This window comes from Brevundimonas sp. FV2ps16, from assembly GCF_058681075.1.
The window spans coordinates 3,151,791-3,177,231 of sequence record NZ_CM178728.1; the positions used below are offsets into that span (position 1 = coordinate 3,151,791).

The 25,441-nt window shown below is 67.5% G+C and carries 24 protein-coding genes; 10 read left to right on the forward strand and 14 right to left on the reverse strand.

Translation table 11 applies throughout. From position 1 onward, the window contains the following. Window positions 1-49: 49 nt before the first annotated feature. The 5 genes from ACW170_RS15290 (at window position 50) to ACW170_RS15310 (ending at window position 2,634) form a co-directional block, all read left to right on the forward strand. A complete protein-coding gene (locus ACW170_RS15290; protein WP_492087482.1) occupies window positions 50-502 on the forward strand; it encodes a PaaI family thioesterase in 453 nt (150 codons plus the stop codon). Next, entirely contained in the window at window positions 499-891 is a 393-nt protein-coding gene (locus ACW170_RS15295) for a PaaI family thioesterase (RefSeq protein ID WP_271164131.1), read from the forward strand. Before ACW170_RS15290 ends, ACW170_RS15295 begins: the two co-directional genes overlap by 4 nt. Window positions 892-1,058: 167 nt before the next feature. Beyond that, window positions 1,059-1,409, forward strand: a complete 351-nt coding sequence (locus tag ACW170_RS15300; protein WP_492087483.1) for a hypothetical protein — start codon at window positions 1,059-1,061, stop codon at window positions 1,407-1,409. An 89-nt stretch (window positions 1,410-1,498) separates the two neighbouring features. Further along, complete coding sequence (locus ACW170_RS15305; RefSeq protein ID WP_492087484.1) at window positions 1,499-1,945, forward strand: hypothetical protein; 447 nt, start codon at window positions 1,499-1,501, stop codon at window positions 1,943-1,945. 53 nt (window positions 1,946-1,998) lie between these two features. Continuing rightward, the gene (locus ACW170_RS15310; protein WP_492087485.1) at window positions 1,999-2,634 is read left to right on the forward strand and encodes a S24 family peptidase; all 636 of its coding nucleotides are present in this window, start codon (window positions 1,999-2,001) and stop codon (window positions 2,632-2,634) included. Window positions 2,635-2,768: 134 nt separating this feature from the next. Here the strand turns inward: ACW170_RS15310 and ACW170_RS15315 are convergent, their stop codons facing one another. The 5 genes from ACW170_RS15315 to ACW170_RS15335 all read right to left on the reverse strand — a co-directional run bounded on the left by ACW170_RS15315 (window position 2,769) and on the right by ACW170_RS15335 (window position 6,359). Further along, window positions 2,769-3,239 carry an SH3 domain-containing protein gene (locus ACW170_RS15315; RefSeq protein ID WP_271164135.1) on the reverse strand — a complete coding sequence of 157 codons (471 nt, stop codon included), beginning with the start codon at window positions 3,237-3,239 and terminating at the stop codon, window positions 2,769-2,771. Between the two features lie 89 nt (window positions 3,240-3,328). Further along, window positions 3,329-3,706: a hypothetical protein gene (locus tag ACW170_RS15320; protein ID WP_492087486.1), complete on the reverse strand. Its 378-nt coding sequence runs from the start codon at window positions 3,704-3,706 to the stop codon at window positions 3,329-3,331. Window positions 3,707-3,766: 60 nt separating this feature from the next. Then, entirely contained in the window at window positions 3,767-5,440 is a 1,674-nt protein-coding gene (locus ACW170_RS15325) for a lysine--tRNA ligase (RefSeq protein ID WP_492087487.1), read from the reverse strand. Window positions 5,441-5,495: 55 nt separating this feature from the next. Continuing rightward, complete coding sequence (locus ACW170_RS15330; protein ID WP_267514057.1) at window positions 5,496-5,840, reverse strand: RidA family protein; 345 nt, start codon at window positions 5,838-5,840, stop codon at window positions 5,496-5,498. Window positions 5,841-5,879: 39 nt separating this feature from the next. Beyond that, window positions 5,880-6,359 (reverse strand): hypothetical protein, encoded by a 480-nt coding sequence (locus tag ACW170_RS15335; RefSeq protein WP_492087488.1) that lies wholly within the window; start codon window positions 6,357-6,359, stop codon window positions 5,880-5,882. Between the two features lie 81 nt (window positions 6,360-6,440). Here ACW170_RS15335 and queA point away from each other — a divergent pair, with 81 nt between their 5' ends. The 3 genes from queA (at window position 6,441) to ACW170_RS15350 (ending at window position 11,227) form a co-directional block, all read left to right on the forward strand. Continuing rightward, complete coding sequence (queA, locus tag ACW170_RS15340; protein WP_492087489.1) at window positions 6,441-7,508, forward strand: tRNA preQ1(34) S-adenosylmethionine ribosyltransferase-isomerase QueA; 1,068 nt, start codon at window positions 6,441-6,443, stop codon at window positions 7,506-7,508. 175 nt (window positions 7,509-7,683) lie between these two features. Beyond that, on the forward strand, window positions 7,684-10,362 hold the full coding sequence (ppdK, locus tag ACW170_RS15345; protein WP_492087490.1) for a pyruvate, phosphate dikinase: 2,679 nt from the start codon (window positions 7,684-7,686) through the stop codon (window positions 10,360-10,362). Between the two features lie 337 nt (window positions 10,363-10,699). After that, on the forward strand, window positions 10,700-11,227 hold the full coding sequence (locus ACW170_RS15350) for a porin family protein (RefSeq protein ID WP_035305382.1): 528 nt from the start codon (window positions 10,700-10,702) through the stop codon (window positions 11,225-11,227). Window positions 11,228-11,291: 64 nt separating this feature from the next. Here the strand turns inward: ACW170_RS15350 and ACW170_RS15355 are convergent, their stop codons facing one another. Then, window positions 11,292-11,552, reverse strand: a complete 261-nt coding sequence (locus ACW170_RS15355; protein WP_492087491.1) for a hypothetical protein — start codon at window positions 11,550-11,552, stop codon at window positions 11,292-11,294. Window positions 11,553-11,842: 290 nt separating this feature from the next. Between ACW170_RS15355 and ACW170_RS15360 the strand changes: the two genes are divergently transcribed. After that, window positions 11,843-12,655 carry a hypothetical protein gene (locus ACW170_RS15360; RefSeq protein WP_492087492.1) on the forward strand — a complete coding sequence of 271 codons (813 nt, stop codon included), beginning with the start codon at window positions 11,843-11,845 and terminating at the stop codon, window positions 12,653-12,655. A gap of 15 nt (window positions 12,656-12,670) precedes the next feature. On the opposite strand, the gene ACW170_RS15365 is transcribed toward ACW170_RS15360, so the two are convergent. The 8 genes from ACW170_RS15365 to ACW170_RS15400 all read right to left on the reverse strand — a co-directional run bounded on the left by ACW170_RS15365 (window position 12,671) and on the right by ACW170_RS15400 (window position 24,289). After that, window positions 12,671-13,822 (reverse strand): beta-ketoacyl-ACP synthase III, encoded by a 1,152-nt coding sequence (locus ACW170_RS15365; protein WP_492087493.1) that lies wholly within the window; start codon window positions 13,820-13,822, stop codon window positions 12,671-12,673. Between the two features lie 102 nt (window positions 13,823-13,924). After that, a complete protein-coding gene (locus tag ACW170_RS15370; RefSeq protein WP_492087494.1) occupies window positions 13,925-15,979 on the reverse strand; it encodes a capsule polysaccharide biogenesis protein in 2,055 nt (684 codons plus the stop codon). Window positions 15,980-16,204: 225 nt separating this feature from the next. Beyond that, entirely contained in the window at window positions 16,205-18,280 is a 2,076-nt protein-coding gene (gene glyS / locus ACW170_RS15375) for a glycine--tRNA ligase subunit beta (protein WP_492087495.1), read from the reverse strand. Next, window positions 18,280-18,660, reverse strand: a complete 381-nt coding sequence (locus ACW170_RS15380) for a hypothetical protein (RefSeq protein WP_492087496.1) — start codon at window positions 18,658-18,660, stop codon at window positions 18,280-18,282. The genes glyS and ACW170_RS15380 overlap by 1 nt, the downstream gene beginning before the upstream one ends. Further along, on the reverse strand, window positions 18,657-19,550 hold the full coding sequence (locus ACW170_RS15385; RefSeq protein ID WP_492087497.1) for a glycine--tRNA ligase subunit alpha: 894 nt from the start codon (window positions 19,548-19,550) through the stop codon (window positions 18,657-18,659). The genes ACW170_RS15380 and ACW170_RS15385 overlap by 4 nt, the downstream gene beginning before the upstream one ends. An 85-nt stretch (window positions 19,551-19,635) precedes the next feature. Further along, window positions 19,636-20,508: a 4-(cytidine 5'-diphospho)-2-C-methyl-D-erythritol kinase gene (locus ACW170_RS15390; RefSeq protein ID WP_492087498.1), complete on the reverse strand. Its 873-nt coding sequence runs from the start codon at window positions 20,506-20,508 to the stop codon at window positions 19,636-19,638. Window positions 20,509-20,523: 15 nt separating this feature from the next. Further along, a complete protein-coding gene (locus ACW170_RS15395) occupies window positions 20,524-22,431 on the reverse strand; it encodes a tetratricopeptide repeat protein (protein WP_492087499.1) in 1,908 nt (635 codons plus the stop codon). A 202-nt stretch (window positions 22,432-22,633) separates the two neighbouring features. Further along, window positions 22,634-24,289: an electron transfer flavoprotein-ubiquinone oxidoreductase gene (locus ACW170_RS15400; RefSeq protein WP_492089196.1), complete on the reverse strand. Its 1,656-nt coding sequence runs from the start codon at window positions 24,287-24,289 to the stop codon at window positions 22,634-22,636. Window positions 24,290-24,484: 195 nt separating this feature from the next. Here ACW170_RS15400 and ACW170_RS15405 point away from each other — a divergent pair, with 195 nt between their 5' ends. After that, a complete protein-coding gene (locus ACW170_RS15405; RefSeq protein ID WP_492087500.1) occupies window positions 24,485-25,282 on the forward strand; it encodes a uracil-DNA glycosylase in 798 nt (265 codons plus the stop codon). Window positions 25,283-25,441 lie beyond the last annotated feature (159 nt).

Sequence of the window (25,441 nt, forward strand, 5' to 3'; positions counted from 1 at the left end):
CCCCCCTCCATACAGGAGACGATCATCGGCTTCACGGACATCCGTTCGCATGCACGACAGTTTCGTCGACACCATCCTGCCCCAGCTCGCGGCGGGCTCCGCCCATACCGGGGCCCTGGGCTTCGTCTTCGACGGCCTGCACGACGGCGATCCCCGCATTCGCGTCCCCTGGCGCGAAGACCTTGTCGGAGATCCCGACACGGGGGTCCTGGCCGGCGGCCTCGTCACCACCCTGCTGGATCATATCGGCGGCCTGGCCGTGTGGACCGCCATGGACGAGTTCCAGCCCATCGCCACCCTGGACCTGAGGGTGGACTATATGCGCGCCGCCCATCCGCGCATGGACCTGCTGGCCCAGGCGAAATGCTTCCGCCTGACGCCCACCATCGCCTTCGTCCGCGCCTGGGCTTTCGAGGTCGATCCGTCGGACCCCGTCGCCGCCGCCCAGTCCGCCTATGTCCTGAACCGCACGCGCGCCGCACGAGACGAGGTTGCAGCATGAGCGACCTTCTCGACCGCATCCCCTACGCCCGCTTCCTGAACCTCCAGACCCTGGTCAGCGGGGACGAGGTCACCGTCATTCTGCCCTTCGCCGACCGGCTGATCGGCAATCCCATGCTGCCCGCCCTTCACGGCGGCTCGACGGCGGCCCTGCTCGAGATGACGGCCATGGCCCAGGTCGCCCTGGCCTTCCCCAGCCCGCGCCTGCCCCGCCCGATCAATGTCACCGTCGCCTATCTGCGCACCGGCCGACCGGTCGACGTCTTCGCCCGCGCGAGCATCAGCCGCGCCGGCCGCCGCGTCGCCCATGTCCAGGCCGAGGCCTGGCAGGAGGCCCGCAGCCAGCCCATCGCCTCCCTCACCGCCCATTTCCTGCTGGACAATCCCTAGGGATTTCCAGCGCCCCCGCCCCTCCCCCAAAGCTTTACAAGACAAGGATCGACGAACGTCGCGCCTTGTGTGCGCGATTGCTTAAAAGGTTAACAAGACTCTATCGGATATGGTTAAGCCGTGTTAAGATTCATCCATTGTAAACCTTAGTTTGAGGGGCTTTTCTAATGGAACGGACTGAAGTCATCGCCAGCGTCGCTGGCGATCTGCATGCGACTGAACACGCCATCGACGCCGCCATCACCCAGGCGACCGTTCTGGTGCAATCCTTCATCGGCGCCCGCGCCGCCCTCTCGCTTTCGCCCGTCGCCGCCACGGCGTCGCAAGCCAAGGCCATGGAAACCATCGCCGCCCTCGCCGCCGCTCGCGACTCCATCGTCGCCTGCCACGCTGAACTCCAAAAAGACCACCGCCGCATGGGCTTCGGAACCTACGCCGCCGGCCCGATCGCCAAGCCGGACGATTGGCTCGACCCGAAGGACGCTCGCCCGCTCAACCGCCTCCGCGCCGTCGGGTGAATTCTTGGTAAGCTTAGCGGACTGACATTTCCGCTTAACCAGAATTGGGTCATTATCGCCCTCGTGCACACAGCGCGGGGGCGATTTGCATGCTGAATATAGGTTATGCGATCGCCGGTGGCGTCTTCATGGTTGGAATGGCGCTGTTCGCTTTCCTAAAAGGCGGCACACGCGAGAAGATTGGAGCCGGCGTCTACATAGCTGCTTGGTTCGCGTCGCTGATTGCCCAAGAAAACCTCGGTTTCCGCGATTGGCCCTACGGTCTATTCGCAATCGATACTGCTACGCTTCTGGCGCTCGTCGCCATCGCGTGGCGATACCCGCACTCTTGGCCGACCTGGGCGGCCGGCCTTCAGTTGATCGCCGTCATGGGCCACATCATGATCGTGACCACGAACCAGGCGCCGCTGACGTCGATCTATACTGCGATGAACCTGATCGGCTATCTGATCATACTCTGCATCGGTGTCGGCACCTTCTTCGTCTGGCAGGACCGCAAAGCGGCCGACGAGTATGAGCAACGTATAGCTAGGTAGATATTCCTACCCCCATCCCCTAAGCTGCCCCCGACTCACTGTCGGGACCCCCCATGCCCCTGTCGCACGCCAAACTGTGGAAGGCCGTGGACGCCCTGGCGCGGCGCGAGGGACTGTCCCCGTCGGGGCTGGCGCGGCGGGCGGGGCTGGATGCGACCAGTTTCAATCCGTCCAAACGGTTCGGCGCCGGGGATCCGCCGCGTCCCCGCTGGCCCTCGACCGAAAGCATGACCCTGATCCTTCAGGCGACCGGGGTTTCCCTGGCCGAGTTCGCGGCCCTGGCCGAGGACGCGCCGCCGAGCCGGGCGACCGTGCCTCTGCTGGGTCTGGCCCGGGCCGGTCTGGACGGCTTCTTCGACGATGCCGGCCTGCCGACCGGCGACGGCTGGGACCAGACCGACCTGCCGCAGGTCACCCCCACCACTTTCAGCCTGCGCATCACCGGGGATTCTATGGCGCCCCTGTACCGCGAGGGCGACCGGGTCATCGTCGACCGCGGCGACCCCGCCGTGCGGCGTGGCGACCGGGTCGTGGTCCGCCTGACCTCGGGCGAGGTGGTGGCTAAGGAGGTGACTGGACTGACGGCCCGCGCCGCCACCCTGTCTTCGATCAATCCCGACTATCCGCCCCGCGTCGTGCCCCGGCGCGAGATCGAATGGATGGCCCGCATCCTGTGGGTCAGTCAGTAAAAGGCCCCGCCCGGCGAACCGGACGGGGCCAGGCTCCAACGGCGAACCGCGAGCCTTGCGACTGTTCCGGCGGCGGGAACAGGACGGGGCGTGAACGGCCCCGCCGCCGAAACGGTCTTTCCGAAAGGCGACCCTTAGCGGGTCACATAGTTGGCGTTGACCCAACCGCCGCCGGCGATCTGGATCCAGTCGCCTTGCGAGGCGACGGCCGTGAACTGCTGGCCGGCCGACAGGCTGCCCGCCTGGCGGAAGCCGGTGCCGGGGCCGCTGCGGATGCGCAGGTTCGTGCCGGCGCGATAGGTGTTGGCGTTGGCCTGGGCCGCCGCGCGGGTGCGTTGCTGGTTGCAGCCGATATAGGACCCGGCCGCTGCGCCGGCGCCGGCGCCAACCACGGTCCCGGCCGTGCGCTCATTGCGCGCCAGGTTCGAGCCGACCACGCCGCCGACAACGGCGCCGATCAGGGCGCCCGCGCGCTGGCGACCGCCGGGGGCGTCGCAGTTGGTCACGCCATTGGCCTGGGCCTGGGCGGCCATGGGGGCGGCGGTCACCAAGGCGGCCAGAGCCGCAGCCGTGGCCAGACCCGTCTTCAGAAACTTGCTCGACATCACTGTATCTCCTGTCATCGGGTTTGCCGATGAGGACACAATGCCCGGCCGAACCTGAAGGCTCCCGGAGCTTCGCCGTTATTTTCGGTTCATCTTAGGGGCCGCAGGGCGCGTCGGCGGTCGATCAATCGGCGCGCGGCCTCGACGTCGCGCTCGACCAGGTGCTTGCGGCGCACGAACTGGAAATCCATTACCCGGGCCCACAGGTGCAACAGCCGATCCTGGGTGACGAAGACCGTGACCGCCTCCACCTCCGGCGGCGGCCCCCAAGCCTCGGACAACTGGGCCAGATGCTGGGTCCCGGCGTCGTCGGGCACGGGCTCGCATTCGACGATCCAATCCCAGCCGCACAGCTCGGGCCGCGCCGTAATCAGCGCCACCGTCGCCGTCAGCACCTTGTCGGCTGACCCGGCCGAGACCAGGTCCATCCACAGGATCCGAGCCTGTTCGTCGATCTCGTAACGCACGTCGCCTCCCCGGCCACGCCCACATAGCATCGCGTTACAGTTAAGAAATATTACCTTACGTCAAGCTTGCGCCAATTCGCCGCGCGCGCCCGCCTCGATCAGCGCGATTGTCTGCGAAAGGCCGTAGATGGCCGCGAAAGACCCGAAGCGCGGCCCCTGCGACGCGCCCAGCAGCACTTCGTACAACGCCCCGAACCAAGCCCGCAGCGGCTCGAACGCGTGCGCCTTGCCCACCGCATAGACCTCGTTCTGGATCAGTTCGCCGTCCGTGGTGTCCGCCGGCAGGGCCTTCAGCCGTTCCGCCAGATCCAGCAGCGCCGCCTTCTCCTTGTCATCCGGCAGTCGGTACGACTTCGAAGGCTTCACGAAGTCCTCGTAATAGTTCAGCGCCCGGTCCATGAGCTGGTCCAGCAGCGGCTCGTTCTGCGGCGTCGCCTCCGGCAGATATTTGGCGAAATAGGCCCACAGCTGGTCCTTGGTCGAGGCGTTGGCCACCCCCACCAGGTTCAGCAGCAGGGCGAAGGACACCGGCGACGTATGGGTCGGCGGCTCGCCCGCATGGATCGACCAGACCGCATTGTCGATCCGCTTGGCCGGCTCTTGCGTCTTGTAGCTTTCGATGAAGGCCAGATAGTCGTCGATGGCGCGCGGAATGACGTTGAAGTGCAGGCTCTTGGCCGACTTCGGCGACTGGAACATGTACCAGCTCAGGCTCTCCGGCGTGCCGTAGCGCAGCCATTCCTCCATCGTCAGGCCGTTGCCCTTCGACTTCGAAATCTTCTTGCCCTCGATGTCCAGGAAGAGCTCGTAGTTGAACCCTTCCGGCGGCGTCCCGCCCAGGGCGCGACAGATCTTGCCGCTCTCGCGCACGCTCTCGATCAGGTCCTTGCCCGACATCTCGTAGTCGACGTCCAGCGCGACCCAGCGCATGGCCCAGTCCGGCTTCCACTGCAGCTTCACATGGCCGCCCGTGACCGGCAGCTCTGTGCGTCCGCCGGCTGGATCGTCGAAGACGATGGTCCCCTTCTCGACATTCCGTTCAAGCGTCGGAACCTGCAACACATGGCCCGTGATCGGGCTGACCGGCAGGAAGGGCGAATAGGTCGCCCGCCGCTCTTCCCCCAGGGTCGGCAGCATGATGGCCATGACCGCGTCGAACCGCTCCAGCAGGGTCAGCAGCGTCGCGTCGAAGGCGCCGGACCTGTAGGTCTCGGTCGAACTCATGAACTCATAGTCGAAGCCGAACGAGTCAAGGAACGCCCGCAGCCGCGCATTATTGTGCGCCCCGAAACTGTTGTGCGTGCCGAACGGATCGCGCACCCGCGTCAGCGACAGGTTCAGGTCCTCGCGCAGCATCTCCGGGTTCGGCACCCCTTCCGGCACCTTCCTGAGGCCGTCCATGTCGTCGCTGAAGGCGATCAGTCGCGTGGCCCAGTGGTCGCCCGTCAGCGCCCGGAAGGCGTTCCTCACCATGGTGGTCCGCGCCACCTCGCCGAAGGTGCCCATGTGCGGCAGGCCCGACGGCCCGTATCCAGTCTCCAGGACCACCGGCCGGCGCAGGGCCTCGAACTTGGCCAGAGCCTCGTCGGCCTTGCCCGCATCGATCAGCGCCCGCGCCTCGGCCCGCTCGCTCTCGCCCAGCCGCTTTTTCAGAACATGGGCCAGCAGATTGCGGGCTTGTTCGAACGGCCAGGACTTGGCCTCACGGGCGAGGATTTCGAGGTTCTGAAGCATGGCGGCGGTTTGCAGTCTGCAACCCGCTGGGTCAACCGCCTTATCCCCCGCCCCGTCAGCCTCTGGCGGCGATGACGATCACCTCGACCTTGTAGTCCGGCGAGGCCAGCCGGCTCTCGCCCGTGGCGCGGGCCGGCGGATTGGCCGTATCGACCCAGGCGTCCCAGACGCTGTTCATCGCGTCGAAATCGGCGATATCGGCCAGCCAGATCTGGGCCATCAGGATCTTCGACTTGTCGCTGCCCGCCTGGGCCAGCAGGGCGTCCACCTCGGCCAGCGCCGTCTTCGTCTGGGCGATCACATCATCGCCCGGCTCTCCGACCTGACCGGCCAGATAGACGGTGTCGCCGTGAACCACGGCTTCGCTCATACGGGCGCCGGGCTGGATGCGGGTGATCATGGGGAGGGCTCCTGATTATTTGGCCCCTATCATACCCGTTCAGCGCGGTCGGTCGAACGCTCCGACCGCCCAGCTCACCACCGCCGCCCCCGCCGCCACGATGATCGCATCCTCGATCAGACCGCTCTTCGTCTGCCCGATCCGCACCATCGCCTTCTTGCGTCCCGCCAGCCCCAGATAAGCCAACGGCACGGCCGTCCCAACCGCCAGGGCCGCGCCCAGTTTCTCACGCCCGCGCGGCGCCAGCGCCGACCCGGCGATCCCCGCGCTCATCACCCGCGCCAGCAGGCCCAGGAATACCGTCCGGTCCGGCGCCGACTTCATCTTGTCGCCGAACAGCTCGCCAACCCCCATGGCCAGACCGCCGAACCTGAACAGCGGATGATCCAGCAGCACCAGCCGCCCCGGCGTCTCCCGGTGCGCCAGCCGCGCCCCAGCAAGTGCCGCCATGGGCGTCATGGACCGGGCGCTGGCGACGGCGCCGATGAGGACGGAGGGGAGGAGTGCGAGGGTTTTCATGCCCCATCAACACCGCAGCGGAGCGGAGGTTCATCGCCTGCTCTTGACCCCCCGCCCCGCCCATGGCCTTTGCCCCGCCTGATGAAGACCGCCGATTTCGACTTCGACCTGCCCGAGGACCGCATCGCCCTGCGTCCCGCCGATCCGCGCGATTCCGCTCGGCTGCTGGTCGTGAAGGACGGCGCGCTGGACGACCGCATCATCCGCGATCTTCCCGACTTCCTGCGCCCCGGCGACGCCCTGGTCTTCAACGACACCCGCGTCATCCCCGCCCGCCTGTCGGGCGTCCGCACCCGCCCCGGCCCCGAGGGCGAGACTCTGACCGTCGCCGTCGAGGCCACGCTTCACCACCGCGACGCCCCCGACGTCTGGTCCGCCTTCATGAAGCCGGGCAAGCGGATCAAGCCCGGTGACAGGATCGCTTTCCAGACGCTGGAAGCCACCGTGGCCGACAAGGGCGACGACGGCCTGATCACCCTGAAGTTCGACCTGTCCGGCCCCGCCCTGGACGACGCCATCCGCGCCGTCGGGGTCATGCCCCTGCCCCCCTATATCGCCGCCAAACGGCCCGAGGACGACCGCGACCGGTCCGACTATCAGACGGTCTTCGCCGAACACGACGGCTCGGTCGCCGCCCCCACGGCGGGCCTGCATTTCACCCCCGCTCTGCTCGAAGCCATCCGGGCCAGGGGCGTCTCCACCCACGCCGTCACCCTGCACGTCGGCGCCGGCACCTTCCTGCCGGTCAAGGCCGACGACCTGGCCGACCACAAGATGCACAGCGAATGGGGCGAGGTCTCGCCCGAGACCGCCGCCGCCCTGAACGCCGTCCACGCCGCCGGCGGCCGCATCGTCTGCGTCGGCACCACCTCGCTGCGCCTGCTGGAATCCGCCACGACCGAGACCGGCGAGATCCGCCCCTTCCACGGCGACACCGCCATCTTCATCACCCCCGGCTACCGTTTCCGCGCCGTGGACGTGCTGATGACCAACTTCCACCTGCCCAAATCCACCCTCTTCATGCTGGTCAGCGCCTTCGCCGGCCAGGCTGCGATGAAGAGCGCCTACGCCCACGCCGTCGCCGACGGCTACCGCTTCTATTCCTACGGCGACGGGTCTTTGCTGTTCCGGGTCGGCGAAAGCCGATGACCTCGCATCCCGTTCGCGAAGGCGAACGGGGATGTGACGCCTGAGCATGGGAAACCGGTTTCCCGCTCACGCATTGTTACATCCGCCATGGCCAAGCCGGTTTCGCCGCGCTAGATCATGTTGCATCTGCGAGCGGGCCAACCCGCCGAACCTTCTCCTAGCTCAGGGGCTATAGATGACTCAGTGGGTTTACGGCTTCGGCGGCGGGTCCGCCGACGGCGACGCGTCGATGAAGAATCTTCTCGGCGGCAAGGGCGCGAACCTGGCGGAAATGTCTTCGCTGGGGCTGCCCGTCCCGCCCGGCTTCACCATCACGACCGAGGTCTGCACCTATTTCTACACCAACGGCGAGACCTATCCCGCCGATCTGGAAGACCAGGTGAAGGCCGCCCTGGCCAAGGTCGAGGCCATCGTCGGCAAGACCTTCGGCGACGTCGAGAACCCGCTGCTGGTCTCGGTGCGCTCTGGCGCGCGGGCGTCGATGCCCGGCATGATGGACACGGTGCTGAACCTGGGCCTGAACGACCAGACGGTCGAGGGTCTGGCCAAACTGTCGGGCGACCGACGCTTCGCCTTCGATTCCTACCGCCGCTTCATCACCATGTACTCGAACGTGGTGCTGGGCCTCAGCCACGACGACTTCGAAGAGGTTCTGGACGCGCACAAGGATCGGCTGGGCGTCAGCGTCGACACCGACCTGAAGGCCGAGGACTGGGAACGGATCGTCGTCGACTACAAGGCCGTGGTCGAACGCGAACTGGGCCACCCCTTCCCGCAGGATCCGCGCGACCAGATGTGGGGCGCGGTCGGCGCCGTCTTTGCCAGCTGGATGAACGACCGGGCGAAATTCTATCGCCGCATGCACGACATCCCCGAAAGCTGGGGCACGGCCGTCAGCGTCCAGTCGATGGTGTTCGGCAATATGGGCGAGACCTCGGCCACCGGTGTGGCCTTTACTCGCAACCCCTCGACCGGCGAGGCGCGGCTCTATGGCGAGTTCCTGATCAACGCCCAGGGCGAAGACGTGGTCGCGGGCATCCGCACGCCGCAGTCCCTGACCAAGATCGGCCGCGAGGAGATGGGCGAGACCGCCCCCTCGATGGAAGAGGCCATGCCCGAGGTGTTCGGCCAGTTCGTCACGGTGGTGAACACGCTCGAGAGCCATTACCGCGACATGCAGGACATCGAGTTCACGGTCGAACAGGGCCGGCTCTGGATGCTGCAGACCCGCAACGGCAAGCGCACCGCCAAGTCGGCGCTGAAGGTCGCCGTGGATCTGGCCGCCGAGGGGGTGATCACCCAGGAAGAGGCGATCAGCCGGGTGGAGCCGTCCGCGCTCGACCAGCTGCTGCACCCCACCCTGGACCCGGAGGCGGCCCGCACAGTGGTCGCCGCCGGCCTGCCCGCCTCGCCCGGGGCGGCGACCGGCAAGATCGTGTTCGACGCCGACGAGGCCGAACGGATGTCCGGCCTGGGCGAAGCCGTCATCCTGGTGCGCGAGGAGACCTCGCCCGAGGACATCCACGGCATGCACGCCGCGCGCGGCATCGTCACGGCGCGGGGCGGCATGACCAGCCACGCGGCCGTGGTGGCGCGCGGCATGGGCCGGGCCTGCGTCTCAGGCGCCGGCGAGATCCATATCGACGAGGCCAAGGGCGTCTTCACCGCGCGCGGCCGCAGCTTCAAGGCCGGCGAGATCATCACCATCGACGGGTCGAAGGGCGAGGTGCTGGACGGCGCCGTGCCGATGATCGAGCCGGAACTGACCGGCGACTTCCAGACCCTGATGGCCTGGGCCGACAAGGTGCGTCGCCTGAAGGTGCGCGCCAACGCCGAGACCCCGCTGGACGCCAAGACCGCGCGTGGCTTCGGCGCCGAGGGCATCGGCCTGTGCCGGACCGAGCATATGTTCTTCGACGACACCCGGATCGCCGCCGTGCGCGAAATGATCCTGGCCGACGACGAAGCCGGGCGCCGCACGGCCCTGGCCAAGATCGCGCCGTTCCAGAAGTCGGACTTCGTCGAACTGTTCGAGATCATGGCCGGGTTGCCCGTCACCGTTCGCCTGCTGGACCCGCCGCTGCACGAGTTCATCCCGCACACGGACGAGGACATCGACGCCCTGGCCGCCTCGTCGGGCATCGACGCCGAGAAGCTGAAGCGTCGCGCCAAAGAGCTGCACGAGACCAACCCCATGCTGGGCCACCGCGGCTGTCGCCTGGGCGTGGCCTATCCCGAGATCTACGAGATGCAGGTGCGGGCCGTGCTGGAGGCCGCGCTGAAGGTGAAGAAGACCTCGGGCGTGGCGCCGATCCCGGAGATCATGCACCCGCTGGTCGCCATGGGTCTGGAGATGAAATATCTGCGCGAACTGACCGACCGCACGGCCCAGGCCGTGTTCGCCGACGCCGGCGACAGCGTCGAATACCTGGTCGGCACCATGATCGAACTGCCCCGCGCCGCCATCCGCGCCGGGGACCTGGCCGAATACGCCCAGTTCTTCAGCTTCGGTACCAATGACCTGACCCAGACGACCTTCGGCATCAGCCGCGACGATTCGGGGCGGTTCCTGCAGGCCTATCTGGACAAGGGCATCTTCGAGACCGATCCCTTCGTGCGTCTGGACCAGGACGGCGTCGGCGGCCTGATCGAGATCGCGGCCGAGCGGGGTCGCGCGGTGCGGCCCGAGGTGAAACTGGGCATCTGCGGCGAGCACGGCGGCGATCCGTCGTCGATCGCCTTCTGCGAGAAGGCCGGTTTGGACTACGTCTCCTGCTCGCCCTACCGCGTGCCCATCGCGCGACTGGCGGCGGCCCAGGCGGCGCTGAACGTGGAACGCGAAAAGGACCGCTAGGCCCACACCGTCATCCTCGGGCTTGACCCGAGGATCGGATGATCCGCCGCTGGTGAGATGCCGTTGACGCACAGCTGTCCAACGCTCGATCCTCGGGTCGAGCCCAAGGATGACGGAGTGAAATGAAATCAGGGGCGGCGCCGCGAGGCGCCGCCCCTTTTCGTTGCGCGTCGCATTTCTGTCGTACTTGGCGGAACGCAGTGTGTGTCTCGCCGCGCACAGACGGTGTCATGTGACGCCAGCCTATGGAACAGACGAAGGCATAACTTATTTAAGCACTCGCTGGATGGGGCTGATGATCCAACCGGTCATCACATCTAGGAGTTAATAAGAAACAATGCGTAACATTCTTCTCGCCGCTGTCGCCGTCTCTGCAATCGCTGCTCCGGCATTCGCCCAAACCAATCCCGAGCCGCGCGGATACGGCTCCTTGGGCTACACTCATCTTGAAGGCGACAATGCAACCACGGGCGCCGTCACCGGTCGTCTGGGCGTGAACCTGAACCGTTACCTGGCCGTCGAGACCGAAGCCTCGGTCGGCGTGAAGGACGACGACTTCACCGTCGCCGGCGTCGACGGCTCGATCAAGCACGAGTGGGACGCCGCCGGTTATGTGGTCGGCAAATACCCGGTGTCGGACAAGCTGGAGCTGTTCGCGCGCGGCGGCTACGGCCATACCGAACTGAAGCAGGAGTTCCCGGGCGCCAACACGGACGTCGGCGGCGACAGCTGGAACTATGGCGCCGGCGCCAACTACTACCTCGACGGCGTGAACGGCGTGCGGGCCGACTGGACCCGTCGCGACTACCGCGACGATGCGGGCGAAGCCGACGCCTATTCGGTCAGCTATATCCGCCGCTTCTGATCCACACGGTCAGGCGAAATGAAGAGGGCGCGCTCCTTGCGGAGCGCGCCCTCTTCTTTTTGAGTTAGGCGAAATCGCCGGCTAGGGCCCAACGCTGCGAGCCTTCGCCGAACGGACGCACGAACCAGTCGCGGTACTGTTCGAAGGTCTCGATGATCTTTTGGCGCAGGTCGGGCGTGTTCACCGCCTCGCCGCGCTGACGTCTGAGCGCCGCGACGCAGTCCACGACCAGATTCTGATGGGCCGAACCGCCCATGCTCTTGAGCACGGCGGCGATATCCTGGGCCAGGCTTTCCAGCACCGTCTTCGGTGTCGTCTGAGCCATCTGGGAACTCCCCTGTTCTCGACAATCAAAGGCCTCGCAAAATCCGAAGCTGGATTCAAGCTTGGCCTAAGCGATTATCTTCTCAGATCAGGATTAACCTGCCGTAACGGCGGTCAAACTTTTTGGTTCTCCGGCCCTGGACCCGTTTCGGCCCCAACACCGTCAGATCGAACGCCGATGATGAATAGCGGCCTGCGGCGACCCGGTATCGAGCAAAAAACCAATCATAGGTTGCATGGATTAAAATTTTAGATATCGTTGTTCTCAACAATTACAGGGAGGACATCACTATGCGTCGTTTCGGACTACTGGCGCTCGCCGCAGGCCTGATCAGCCTCGGCGGATGCGGAACCATGGGGATGCAAGGCCGGGCAGCCTCGCCTTATGACAGTCTTCCGGCCGTAACCTCGATGACGGAAGCCCACCATTTCGGACAGCAGCTGATCGGCTATTATGCGCAAGGGTTCGAGAGGGCGAACGGCCAGCGCCGGATGTTCAATATCGGCATATGGGCCGCCACGACCTATACGACCGGAGCGGCAGGGCTGGGCGCCCACGCCGACAACATCTTCCTCGGCGCCCTGACCGGCACTTCGCTAGGGGCATTAGAGCCCTTGGTGAACGAGGGCGGTCCCGAGGCCTGGGTCAACGCCCTGGGCAAGACGGCCTGCCTCAGCCGGGCCGCCATGACGGGGATGGACGCCAAGACCCTTCAGGCCATCGCCTTGATCGAGCAGCGCGTGGCGGGCGGGATCGCCACGGACAAGGAGCGCACCGCCCTCGCCGTCTATCGCGGCGCCTATATGAGCGTGGGGAACGGCTATGACACGGTCTATTCCGAGTTCCTGACCCGCCGGACCGGTCGAGCGATCTCGAAAGAGGGGATCGAGGCCTTCATGAACAATGCGAGGGGCGAGGCGTCCCGGCTAAGACAAGGCGCAGCCCCGCCGCCGCCCCCGCCGCCCCCGCCGCCGGGAGCCGTTGGGGTCCTGGCCGTGGATAAGGCGCTGGCCGACGCCGCGGCGAACAACGCCGCAGAGCGCCTGGACGCCATGAACACCGCAGCAATCCAGCAGATCGACACCTGCCTGAAAGCCGCCTGACCGCGACCCGCTTGCCTAGCCGCGTTTGCGCACGAACACCGTCCCGGCGGAATAGCCGGCGCCGAAGCTGCAGATCAGGCCGGTCTCGCCGGGGGCGAAGCCGTCGTTGTGCAGGTGGAAGGCGATGATCGAGCCGGCCGAGGAGGTGTTGGCGTAGTCGTCCAGGATGATGACATTCTCGTCCGACGACGGCTCGCGACCCAGCACCTTCTTGCCGATCAGGGTGTTCATGTTGATGTTGGCCTGGTGCAGCCACAACCGCTTCAATTCGTGCGGATTCAGGCCCAGTTCGCCGGCGTGGTCGACGATCATGTCCGAGACCATCGGCACCACGTCGCGGAAGACCTTGCGGCCCTGCTGGATGAACAGCTTGTCGTTCTGGACACTGTCGTCGGCGACCGGCGAATCCAGATGGTCGGTGTCGCGGGCGTTGCGGTTCAGGAAGCCGAAATTATTGCGGATATTGTTCGAGAAGACCGTCTTCAGCCGCGTGCCCAGCACGTCCCAGCCGCCCGGCCCGGCCGTCTCGGCCGATTCCACGATCACGGCCGTGGCCACGTCGCCGAAGATGAAATGGCTGTCGCGGTCGGTGAAGTTCAGGTGGGCCGAGCAGACCTCCGGGTTGACCATCAGCACGGCCTTGACCGAACCGCCGGCGATGAAGTCCGCCGCCGTCTTGACGCCAAAGGTGGCCGAGCTGCACGCCACATTCATGTCGAAGGCGAAGCCCTCGATCCCTAGGGCCTGTTGCACCTCGATGGCCATGGCCGGATAGGGGCGTTGCATGTTGGAGGCGGCGCAGAGCACCGCGCCGATCTCGCTGACCGGCTTGCCCCAGGCCTCGATGGCCTGACGCGCAGCCTTGACCGCCATCTCGGCCAGGATCGACAGTTCCTCGTTGCTGCGTTCCGGCAGGTTGGGGGCCATCCGTTCAGGGTCGATCACCCCGGCCTTATCCAGCACGAACCGCTGTTTGATGCCCGAGGCCTTTTCGATGAACTCGGGCGAGGAGTGCGACTTCGCCTCCAGTTCCCCGGCCTCGATCTGGGCCGCGTGGCGGGCGTTCCAGCCGTCGGCCCAGGCGTTGTAGCTGTCGACCAATTCGGCGTTGGAGACCGATTGTTCGGGGGTGAAAAGGCCGGTTGCGGCGATGACGGCGTGTTGCACGTTCTTGTTTTTCCTAACGCTCGGCGCGCGGCGCCTCGCTGCTTGAGGAAACGCTCGTCCTGTCGTTGCGCGACCGGAAGAGGGTTTCCTTTACGAACGCCTTCAATAGGACGGCGGCGGCCTGCGGTCGAGAGAGGCGATGATCCCGGCGGCCCAACGCTGGATCTGACCACGCGGCGCCTTGGGCGGGGGCTGGTCGCGGGCGGCGATCAGGGCCTGGACCAGATCCTCGGCCTCGCAGGGCCAGCCCGTCGGCGTGACATAGATCGGATAGTGGATCAGGGCGGCCAGGATCAGGTGATCGACGGTCGCGCGGCGGGTCCGGCGCTCAAAGCCCAGCCGGTCATCGGTCAGGCCCCATCCCGCGTAGAAGGGCCGGCCATAGACCGACACCGCCTTGCCCCGCATCAGGGCCTCGAACCCGGTCAGGGAGGTCAGGGTCGCCACCCGCGCGCAGGCGTTCAGGCAGTCGATGATGTCCAGCCCGTCCGCGCTGGCGTCCACCGAGGCCAGGGCCGAGGCCTCCAGCCGCCCCGGCCGGTTGCCGGCCAGGACGTCGGGATGGTTGCGATAGACCAGGAAGGCGTCGGGATGATCGGCCCGCGCGGCCTCGACCAGGGCGGAGTTGGTGGCCAGATCGGGTTCGCAGCCCAGCAGGATCGACTTGTCGTTCTCGACCTGACCGACGACCAGCAGGATATCCCGATCCGCGGGCCAGTCGGCCGGCGCCTGGCCTTTCAGATTATATTTCGACAGGCCCGCCTCGACGATGCGCGCGCCCAGGGCGGCGGCGCGGGCCAGTTGCGCGGGCGTCGCGTCCGTCGTCTCGATCAGGGTCTCCAGCCGCGATGGACGCGACGGGTCGTAATAGACGCCCTGGTCGTCCAGGGCGACCGACAGGGCGCCGACGAAGTCCGACCCCAGGCCGCGCGAACGGATGAAGCCGTCCTCCATGCGGACGGTCGGACCGCTAAAGTCGGCGGCGGCCTGACGCACAGCCTCGCTCTCCTTGCCAGCCCACCAGATCAGCCGGCCATTGGTGGCGGCGGCGTGGGCGGCGGCCCGCGACGGCGACATGAAATATCGCATCCGCGCCTTGGGCGAGTTCAGCAGGCGGCGCACCGGCGGGCGTTTGGCCGGGGCGAAGCCGACGGCGGACCAGGCTCCAGCCAGACGGTCGGCGCGGTCCCGCAGGGCGATCAACCGCTCCAGCGCCTGTTCGGCCTCGCACCGCTCGCCGGTGACGGGATCGACATAGCGGCTGTAGCCGATGAGCGCGGCGGCGGCGACCTGCTCCACCGAGCGCGCCACGCCGCGACGCCCCGTGTCCACCGCGTCGGTCGTGAGGCCCCAGCCGGAATAGAAGGGCGCCCCGAAACAGCGCACCGGCAGGCCCCGCAACAGGGCCTCGAACCCCAGGGCCGAGGTGACGCAATAGACGGCGTCCACCGCCGCCAGCAGGTCGGCGGGCCGCACGTCGGCGTCCACCAGGGTGACGCCGGACAGGTCGGTGACGCAGCCCCGCTTCCTGCCCGCCGCCACGGCCGGATGGCGTTTGACGATCAGCTGGGCCTCGGGCTCGTCGCGTCGGGCGGCGGCGACCATGGCGTCGAAACTGGCTTGCGTCGCCAGCCCATAGCCGATGGAGGCGTCGCCGAAGGTCTGGTCCACGATCAGGACGCGGCGACCGGGCCGCAGCAGGCCGGGGTCCAGCGGCCCGCCCATGTTGGTCTTGGACACGCCCGAGGCGATGATCCGGTCGATTAGGGCGCGGGCGCGGGCGGTCATGGCGGCGTCGCACCAGGTGTCGGCGGTCTGGATCAGGTGTTCGAGCCGGCTGGGCCGGGTGGCGTCATAATAGACGCCGAGGTCATCGACGATCAGGCTGAGACTGGCGGCCCCCGCCTCCCCTATCCCGACCGAGCGCAGGAAACCGTCTTCCAGCGCGACATAGGGCCGGTCATTCTGTTTCGCCCAACGACGACCGGCGGCGGCCGTCGGCTTCATGCCCCAGCCCAGAACGGCCTGGACGTCAGCGCCCGGCAGGCGCTGCAGGTCGTAGTCGTTCAGGAAGACGTCGAGGAAGGGGACCTTCAGCACGCCGGGGGCGCAGACCCAGGCGGGAGTTTTGGCGGCGATGTCCGAAACTGGGGTCAAGGCGGGTCCGACGGAGTAAGCGCGAGGTTTAGGGCGGTTGGGGACGTCGGGCTAGAGTGCGAGGATCTTCCCCCGCTTGCGGGGGAAGTGTCAGGCCGTGGCGCGAAGCGACACGCCTGACGATGGGGGAAGTCTTGCTTCTTGTAAAAAGACTCCCCTCTCCGACCCTGGTCCGCTGCGCGGACGCCGGGCCACCTCTCCCGCAAGCGGGAGAGGGTCTTGCTCCTACCCTGCGATGTGACCGAAGTCCGCCACCTGCCCCATCACATCCCGCACCTGACCCAGCAGCTTCAGCCGGTTGTCGCGTTCCTCGGCCACGTCGGAGTTGACCAGCACGTCCTCGAAGAACCGGTCCACCGGCGCGCGCAGGCCGGCCAGGGCCGTCATGGCGGCGGCGAAATCCTCGGCCTCCAGCGCGGTCTCGACGGCGGTGCGGGCGGCGGCGACGGCGAAGGCCAGGACGGTCTCGGGCTCGGGCTGGTTCGGCAGGCCGGTCTGGACCATGCCGGTCGGGACAACATTCCCCGTTTCTTTGGCCTTCTTCTCCTCGGCGCGCAGGATGTTGGAGGCGCGCTTGTAGCCGGCCAGCAGATTGGCCCCGTCGTCGGTGGCGAGGAAGGCGGCCAGGGCCTCGACCCGGCGCACGATGCGGACGAGATCGTCGTCGCCCAGGGCGAAGACGGCGGCGACGAGGTCGTGGCGTTGGCCCTGGTCGCGGAGGAGGACGGTCAGGCGGTCGGCGAAGAAGGAGGTCAGGTCTTGCGCCTTGAAGGTGCCCAATGCCCCTGCCGGCTGTTCAGCGCTAATGAAATCCGCTCTCTCGCCCACGTCGACCATCGAAAGACGAACCCCATTCTCCAGCACCAACCGGATCACCCCCAACGCCGCTCTCCGCAGCGCGAACGGATCCTTCGACCCCGTGGGCTTTTCGTCGATGGCGAAGAAGCCGACCAGGGTGTCCAGCTTGTCGGCCAGGGCCACGGCGACCGTGACGGGCGCGGTCGGGACGGTGTCGGCGGGGCCTTGCGGCTTGTAGTGGTCGCGGACGGCGTCGGCGACGGCGTCAGAGTGACCGGCCAGGCGGGCGTAATAGCCGCCCATGATCCCCTGCAGTTCCGGGAATTCGCTGACCATGCCTGACAGCAGGTCGGCCTTGGACAGGCGAGCGGCGGTCTCGGCCTCGTCCACGTTGGCGCCGACCAGGGGCGCGATCTCGCGGGCCAGGGCGGCGATGCGCTCGACCCGCTCGGCCAGGGTGCCCAGTTTGGCGTGGAAGGTGACGCCGGACAGTTTGGCGTTCCAGGCGTCGAAGCCGACCTTCTGGTCCTCGTCCCAGAAGAAGCGGGCGTCGTTCAGGCGGGCGGACAGGACGCGGCTGTTGCCGGCGGCCAGGGCCTTACCGCCGTCGGTCGCCTCGACATTGGCGACGACCAGGAAGTTGGGGGCCAGGCCTTCTTTCGCCGGGTCACCGACGGCGAAATATTTCTGGTGCACCTTCATCGACAGGCGCACGACCTCGGGCGGCAGGGCCAGGAACTGCGGGTCCATGTCGCCCAGGATCGGGGTCGGCCATTCGGCCAAGCCCGCCACCTCGTCCAGCAGGCCGTCGTCGTCGACCAGCACCAGGCCGCGCGCGGCGCAGGCGGCCTTGGCCTGTTCCAGGATGCGCAGCTTGCGGTCGGCCACGTCCAGCAGGACGAACTCCCGCTCCAGCTGGGTGCGGTAGTCGACGAAGTCGCTGACCTTCAGCAACTGGCCCGAACCGAGGAAGCGGTGGCCCTCGGTGATGGCGTCGCTCTGGATGCCGTCGATTTCGAACGGGACCACCTTGCCGTCGAACAGGCACAGGATGCGCTTGATCGGGCGGACCCAGCGCAGGGTTCCGGAACCCCAGCGCATCGACTTCGGCCAGGGGAAGGTGCGGATGACCTGATCCACCGTCTCGGCGACCAGATCGGTCGTGGCCCGGCCCTTGGACGACAGGACGGCGAACAGGACGCCGTCACGCTCGGTCAGTTGATCGCGGGTCAGGCCGGTCTTGCGCAGGAAGCCTTCCAGCGCCTGTTCCGGGGCCGAGGCGCGCGGGCCCTTGACCTCTTCCTCGCGGTCGGGCGTGGCGGCGGGCAGGCCGTCGATCACCAGGGTCAGACGGCGCGGACCGGCGTAGGTCGTCAGCGCATCCCAGGTCAAGCCGGCGGCCTTCAGCCGGTCGGAGACCATGCGCTCCAGGTCGCGCGCGGCGCCCTGCTGCATGCGGGCGGGGATTTCTTCGGAGAAGATTTCGAGAAGAAGTTGGGGCATCAGGCGGCGGACTCTTCGGTCGTGGCGGCAGACCGCATCAGGGTAAGGGCGACGTCCTGCAAGGCCAGCGGCGCGTCAGCCGCACCCGGCTCTGCGCTGAAGGCGATGTTCAGCAGGAAGGGCCGCGGGGCCAGGAAGGCGTTCTGCAGGATGCCGAACCACTCTTCGCTGACCACCACCACGCCGCGCCAGCCGCCGGGCTGCGAGGCCAGGTGGCTGCTCAGGTCAGCGGCCTGACGGAGGATGCGAACCTCGGCCCACGACTCCTGGCCTTCGATTTCCACGCGGCCGCTCGAAAACAGCGAGATCGGCTCGCCGGGATGCTGCTCCAGATTGATGTCGGCCAGATCGAAGGAGAGGATTCCAGACACAGTGCTCACGACGCGGCCTTCTCATGTTCGACATAGGCCAGGGCGCAGGCTTTGCAGAGTTCGCGGATGCGGCCGATGTAGCTCTGGCGTTCGGCGACGGCGATGGCGCCGCGGGCGTCCATCAGGTTGAATAGGTGGCTGGCCTTCAGCACCTGATCATAGGCCGGCAAGACCAGGGGCTGGCCTTGCGGGCCGGTCATGGCCAGAAGGCGCGAGACCTCGGCCACCATGTCCTCGAACCGGCGCTTCAGCCCGTCCACATCATAGCCGTGGAAGTTGGCTTCCGACTGCTGGCGCTCGTTCTCGAGGAAGACCTCGCCATAGGTCAGCCCCTCCTTGGTGAACTTGAGGTCATAGACGTTGTCCACGCCCTGGACATACATGGCCAGACGCTCCAGCCCGTAGGTCAGCTCGCCCGAGACCACGTCCACCTCGATGCCGCCGACGCCCTGGAAATAGGTGAACTGCGTCACCTCCATCCCGTCGCACCAGACCTCCCAGCCCAGGCCCCAGGCCCCCACGGTCGGGTTCTCCCAGTCGTCCTCGACAAAGCGGATATCGTGCAGCTTCGGATCGATCCCGATCGCCGCCAGCGAGCCCAGGTACAGCTCCTGAAGATTGTCCGGGTTGGGTTTCAGGATGACCTGGTATTGGTAATAGTGTTGGAGGCGGTTCGGGTTTTCGCCATAGCGGCCGTCGCCGGGGCGGCGGCTGGGCTGGACATAGGCGGCCTTCCACGGCTTGGAGCCGAGCGCGCGCAGGACGGTGGCGGGGTGGAGCGTGCCGGCCCCGACCTCGATGTCATAGGGCTGGAGGATGGCGCAGCCCTGCTCGCCCCAATAGCGGTGCAGGGTCAGGATCAGATCCTGGAAGGCGAGCGGCTCGGTCGAGGTGGTCAAATCGGGCTCGGGAGGGGCTGGAAAAAGGACGGCGGACCATAGGGCCCGGCGCCGCGCGCTTCAACACGCGCTGGGGATTTATGGCTCAGGCGGCGGCGAGGCGGGTCGCGACGACCCAGGCGGCCGGATGGGCGGCCGACAGAGCGGCGGCGGCGGCGGCCGCGTCCGCGCTGGACCGGCACAGGCCGAAGACGGTGGCGCCCGAGCCGGACATGCGCGCCAGGGCCACGCCGGGCGTCGCCGCCACTGCCGAAACCGCGCCGGCTATGGCGGGGGTCAGGACCTCGGCGGGCGGCTGAAGATCGTTGCGCAGGCCCGCAAGCCATTCGATGACGGCCGCCGGGCTCCAGTCGATTAGCGGCGCGGGCCGGCCGGCGGCGCGGGGCGGCCCGGCGTCATAGGCCCGGTAGACGGCGCCGGTGGGCGAAGGCACGCCCGGATTGAACAGCACGGCCCACAGCGGCGGCAGGCGCGGTTCGTCGGTCAGGACATCGCCCCGGCCCTCGGCCCAGGCGGTGCGCATGCGCAGGCACATGGGGCCGTCGGCGCCGATGACGCCGGCCACAGCCTCAAGCGCCGCATCGTCGAGGTCCAGCCCCAGAGCCTGACGCGCCAGCTTCAACGCCGCCCCGGCGTCGGACGAGCCCCCGCCCAAGCCGGCGGCGATGGGCAGGCGCTTGTCCAGCGTGACCTTCAGCGGCGGTTCGCCTGCGCCGGTCGCCTCGCCCAGGGCGCGAAGGGCGCGCAGAATCAGGTTGTCGGGCTCGGCCGCCAGACCCGCGCCGAACGGGCCGGTCACGCTCAGCGACAGGCGATCGGCCGGTTCGACCGTGACCCGGTCGCCGACATCGGCGAAGGCGACCAGGCTGGACAGCGGATGATAGCCGTCGGCGTCCACCGGGCCGACGTGCAGGAACAGATTGATCTTGGCCGGAGCCAGGGCCGAAAGCGCGGACATCGGACGTACGAGGACCTATTGCGACACGCCGGTCGCGGGCGTGGCGTCGTCCAGGCCATTGGCGATCTTGCGCTCGACCTCGACCTTGCGCTCGGGCTCCGGGTCCAGGCTCAGGACGCGGTTCCACAGCCAGACCGCCTCGCGGCGGCGGCCGACCCGCCAATAGGCGTCGCCCAGGTGGTCGTTGATTTCGGCGTTGGCGGGCTCCTTGTCGGCCGCCTCCTCCAGGGTGACGACGGCGGTGTCGAAATAGCCCTGTTTGAACTGGGCCCAGCCCAGGGAGTCCTGAATATTGCCGTTCTCAGGATCGGCGGCGTGAGCCTGGGCCAGCAGGCCGGCGCCCTGATCGACGCGCAGCCCCCGATCCACCCACAGATAGCCCAGGTAGTTCAGAGTGTCCGCGTTGTTCGGATCCGCCTGATGCGCCGCCCACAGCTCGGCCTCGGCCTCGGGGATGCGCTCCAGGGATTCCAGCGCCACGCCGCGCAGGAAGTGGATCTGAGCGCCCTGGTTGGCCGTGTTCAGCAGCGGGCCGTTCAGCAGGTCCAGCGCTTCCTGATGCTGTTCCAGTTGCAGCAACTGGCCGGCCATCACTAGGGCGATACGGGGATCGTTCGGCTGGGCCGCAGCGGCGGCGCGCAGCTCCGTCAGAGCGGCGTCGAGCTGTTCGTCCTCGGCCAGATTCAGGGCCAGCTGGGCTCGGGCGTTGGCGTAGAGGACCGGGTCCTCGGGCCCGACGCGCGACAGGGTGGTGCGAGCCGCAGCCTTCAGCCCGACCCGGTCCAGCACCTGGGCCAGTTGGATCTGGGTGGCGGAATCCTCGTGCAGGTTCAGGGCGAGGCGCAGATAGACCACCGCGAACTCGTTGCCGCGCTCGGCCACGGCCTGGGCGGCGGCCGTGGTCAGGGCCTGAGCCGCGCCCTGGCGGAAGTCCGGCGCGGCAGGGGGACGACCGCCGGATCTCGCCCGTGCCAGGGCGCGGGTGGTGGCCAGGTCGACCGCCTGGCCCTGAACAGCAGCAATATAGACGGCCAAGGCCTCGTCCCGCTTGCCGCGTCGTTCCAGGAATTCGCCATAGGCGCGGTGGAACAGGGCGCCTATGGTCGGCATGTCGGACAGGGCCTTCAGCTCGGCTTCGGCCTCGGCGTAGTTGCGGCGCTTCTCCAGCAGCAGGGCGCGGTTCTGGCGGGCGAAAGCCAGGGTCAGGGCGTCGCCCTGGGTCGGAGGGGCGGCCAGGGCGCGGGTCCAGTCGCCGGCGGCGGCCGCGATCCACGGCGCGACCATCAGGCCGGCGCGGCTGTGGGGGGCGGCGATGGGCCGGGCGACCAGGGCGGCGTTGGCGGCGCGGGGGTCGCCGTGGACAAAGGTTTGAAGAGCTGAGATCAGCCGGCCGCCCTCGGTGAAGGCGGGCGAGGCGTCGGCGGTCGGGGCCAGGCGCGCCGCGACATCCAGATCGCCGCTCAGCAGGGCCGAGGTGAAGGCCTGTTCGCGCACCCGCGGCTGTTCCGGCGTCAGGGCGTTGGCTTGCGCCAGCCAGTCGGCGCCCTTCTCCCCTTCCCCCGTCATAAGGGCCAGTTTGCCGGCGAGATAGAGGCCGTAGGCGCTGCGGCCCTGGGCGTCGGTCGGGATCGGCGACCAGATTTCGGGGATGGGCGGGGCGGCCGGTTCATCGTTGATGACGACGTCGATGGCGACGTTGTCGTCGGGTGTTTCGGTTTGCGGCTCGCCGTCTTCCGGTTCGTCCTCGGCGGGCGCCACGTAGGGCGTTTGGCCCGGCTCCAGAATGATGGCGGGCGGATGGGCGTCGGACGGATTGACGGGCGCAGAGGCCGGTCCTGTTTGCTGCGCCACAGCCCCTTGGGCCAGGGCCAGAGCGAGGACGGTCAGGGAGGCGGCGAACAGGCGCGAACGGGAGGCGATCATGCGCCGACCCTTCACGCTTTCATCGGCCCCCGCAAGAGGGCGAACGGTTGCTTCTCCAACTCCGCTCATCCCGGCGAAAGCCGGGACCCAGCTTTCGCATCCCCGGTGCGTCGGATGACCACGGACCTTCAACCTCAACTGCCTTGCGCCCAAAGATCTGGGTCCCGGCTTTCGCCGGGATGAGCGGGTTAGAGACGTTGCCTCACATGTTCGGATAGTTCGGACCGCCGCCGCCCTCGGGCGTGGTCCAGACGATGTTCTGCGACGGATCCTTGATGTCGCAGGTTTTGCAGTGGACGCAGTTCTGGGCGTTGATGACGAAGCGCGGGTCGGTCTTGGCGACCTCATCGGCATAGACGACCTCGTACACGCCCGCCGGGCAATACAGCCGCGCCGGTTCGCCGTATTTGGGCAGGTTGACCTGGATCGGCTTGGACGGGTCCAGCAGCTTCAGGTGGGCCGGCTGGTCCTCGGCGTGGTTGGTGTTGGAGATGAACACCGACGACAGCTTGTCGAACGACAGCTTGCCGTCCGGCTTGGGGTAGACGATCGGCTGATAGTCGCAGGCCAGGCCGGTCGAGGCGGCGTCGGTCTTGTCGTGTTGCAGCGTCGGGATCGGCGACCAGCCGCCCAGCAGGGTGCGGCACCACATGTCGACCATGCCCAGCGCCCCGCCCAGGGTGGTGCCGAACTTCGACAGCAGGGGCTTGGCGTTCCGGACGACCGACAGTTCCTTGTGGACCCAGCTCTTTTCGAAGGCGGTCTGGTATTCGACTAGTTCGTCGCCGCCGCGTCCGGCCTGGACCGCCTCATAGGCGGCGTCGGCGGCCAGCATGCCGGTCTTCATCGCATTATGGGTGCCTTTGATCCGAGGCACGTTCACGAAGCCGGCCGAGCAGCCGATCAGGACGCCGCCAGGGAAGCTGAGCTTCGGAATCGACTGCAACCCGCCCTCGGTGATCGCCCGGGCGCCGTACGAGATGCGCGTGCCGCCTTCCAGATGCGGGGCGATGGACGGGTGGTGCTTGAAGCGCTGAAACTCGTCGAACGGCGACAGGAACGGGTTCTTGTAGTTCAGGTGGACGACGTAGCCGATAGCCACGTAGCGGTCGCCGAAATGGTACATGAAACTGCCGCCGCCGGTGTGCTCGTCCAGCGGCCAGCCGGTGGTGTGCTGGGCCAGGCCCGGCTGATGCTGTTCGGCGGGCACCTGCCACAGCTCCTTCAGGCCGATGCCGTACTTCTGAGGCGACTTGCCGTCCTGGAGCTTGTGTTTGGCGATGATGGTCTTGGCCAGGGAGCCGCGCACGCCCTCGGCGATGAAGACATATTTGCCGTGCAGTTCGATGCCGGGTTGGAAGTCTCCGGTCGGCTTGCCCTCACGGTCGATGCCGAAGACGCCGGCGACGACGCCCTTGACCCGGCCCGTGCCCTCTTCCCAGACCACATGGCTGGCGGCCATGCCGGGATAGACCTCGACGCCCAGGGCCTCGGCCTGTTCACCCAGCCAGCGCGAGACATTGCCCAGAGAGGCGATGTAGCAGCCGTGATTGTGCATGAAGGGCGGCAGCAGGGGCATGGGCAGGGACGCCTCGCCCTGCGGACCCAGCAGCAGGAATTTGTCCTTGGTGACCGGGGTCTCCAGGGGGGCGCCGCGTTCCTTCCAGTCTGGGAAGAGTTCGTTCAGCGCCTTGGGATCGATCACGGCGCCCGACAGGATATGGCCGCCGACCTCGGCGCCTTTTTCCAGCACGGCGACAGTGATCTCATTGCCGTCCTTTTCCGCCCGCTGCTTCAGGCGGATGGCCGCCGACAGGCCGGCGGGGCCGCCGCCGACGATGACGACGTCGTATTCCATCACCTCGCGCTCGACGCCGGCCAGGGCCTCCAGCGGCGGCAGATTGTCGATGATCGCTTCCTGGCGGGCGTTCTCTGCGCCGCCCTCGATGGCTTCTTCGGCCATGTCTTCCCCTGAAATCCAGCTTGTTCGTGTGGTTATGCCGCTTATCGGAAGGTGACGCGAGGGCGGTCAAGGCCTATCGGTACCTTAGACATGAACGCACAACCCCATGACATCGCTGCAGTCGAAAGCCTGCTCGCCTTCTGGCGGGATGCGGGGGTGGACGCCTGTTATGGCGATGCCCCGGTCGATCACACCCATCTGGCCCCGCCCCCGGCCCTAAAGGCGGTGCAGAAGGCCACAGCTTCGGTGGTCGTCCGCTCGGGCGGATACACCCCTGAAGAGGCCGTGTCAGAGGCGCGGCGTCTGGCCGCAGGCGCCGCGACGCTGCAGGATCTGGCGGCGGCGGTGGCGGCGTTCGAGGGCTGCTCCCTGCGCGGCATGGGGGCGACCCAGTCGGTGTTCGGGCGCGGTGATCCGAACGCCCAGGTGCTGGTGATCGGCGAAGGCCCCGGCGCGGACGAGGACCGGATCGGCCAGCCCTTCGTCGGCACGGCCGGCAAACTGCTGGACCGGATGCTGGCGGCGGCGGGCCTGACCGGCAAGGTCTTCATCACCAACACCGTCTTCTGGCGCCCGCCCGGCAACCGGACCCCGACCCCGCAGGAACAGGCCGTCTGCGCCCCGTTCGTCGAGAGAACCTTCGCCCTGCTGCAGCCAAAGGCGGTGCTGCTGCTAGGGGCGGCTTCGGCCAAGTCGGTGCTGCAGACCGAAGACGGGATCATGAAGATGCGCGGCCAGTGGCGCGAGTGGCGGCTGGCGGAAGGGGGGCTGTCGGCCCCCGCCCTGCCGACCCTGCACCCGGCCTTCCTGCTGCGACAGCCCCAAGCCAAACGGCAAGTCTGGGCCGATCTGCTGGCGCTTTCGGCGCGGCTGGACGGCGCAGGTTGAGGTTACCGCCGGTTTAAGGCATGCTGGTCGCTTGACGACCAACGCCAAACGATCCCCGCCTGACGAGAATGGGCAGGGCGACGCCAACGGGGCCGCCGCGTATGAATATATTCCGCCGGGCAAGTCTAGCCTCGACGCTGATCTTTGCGCTTGCCGCTT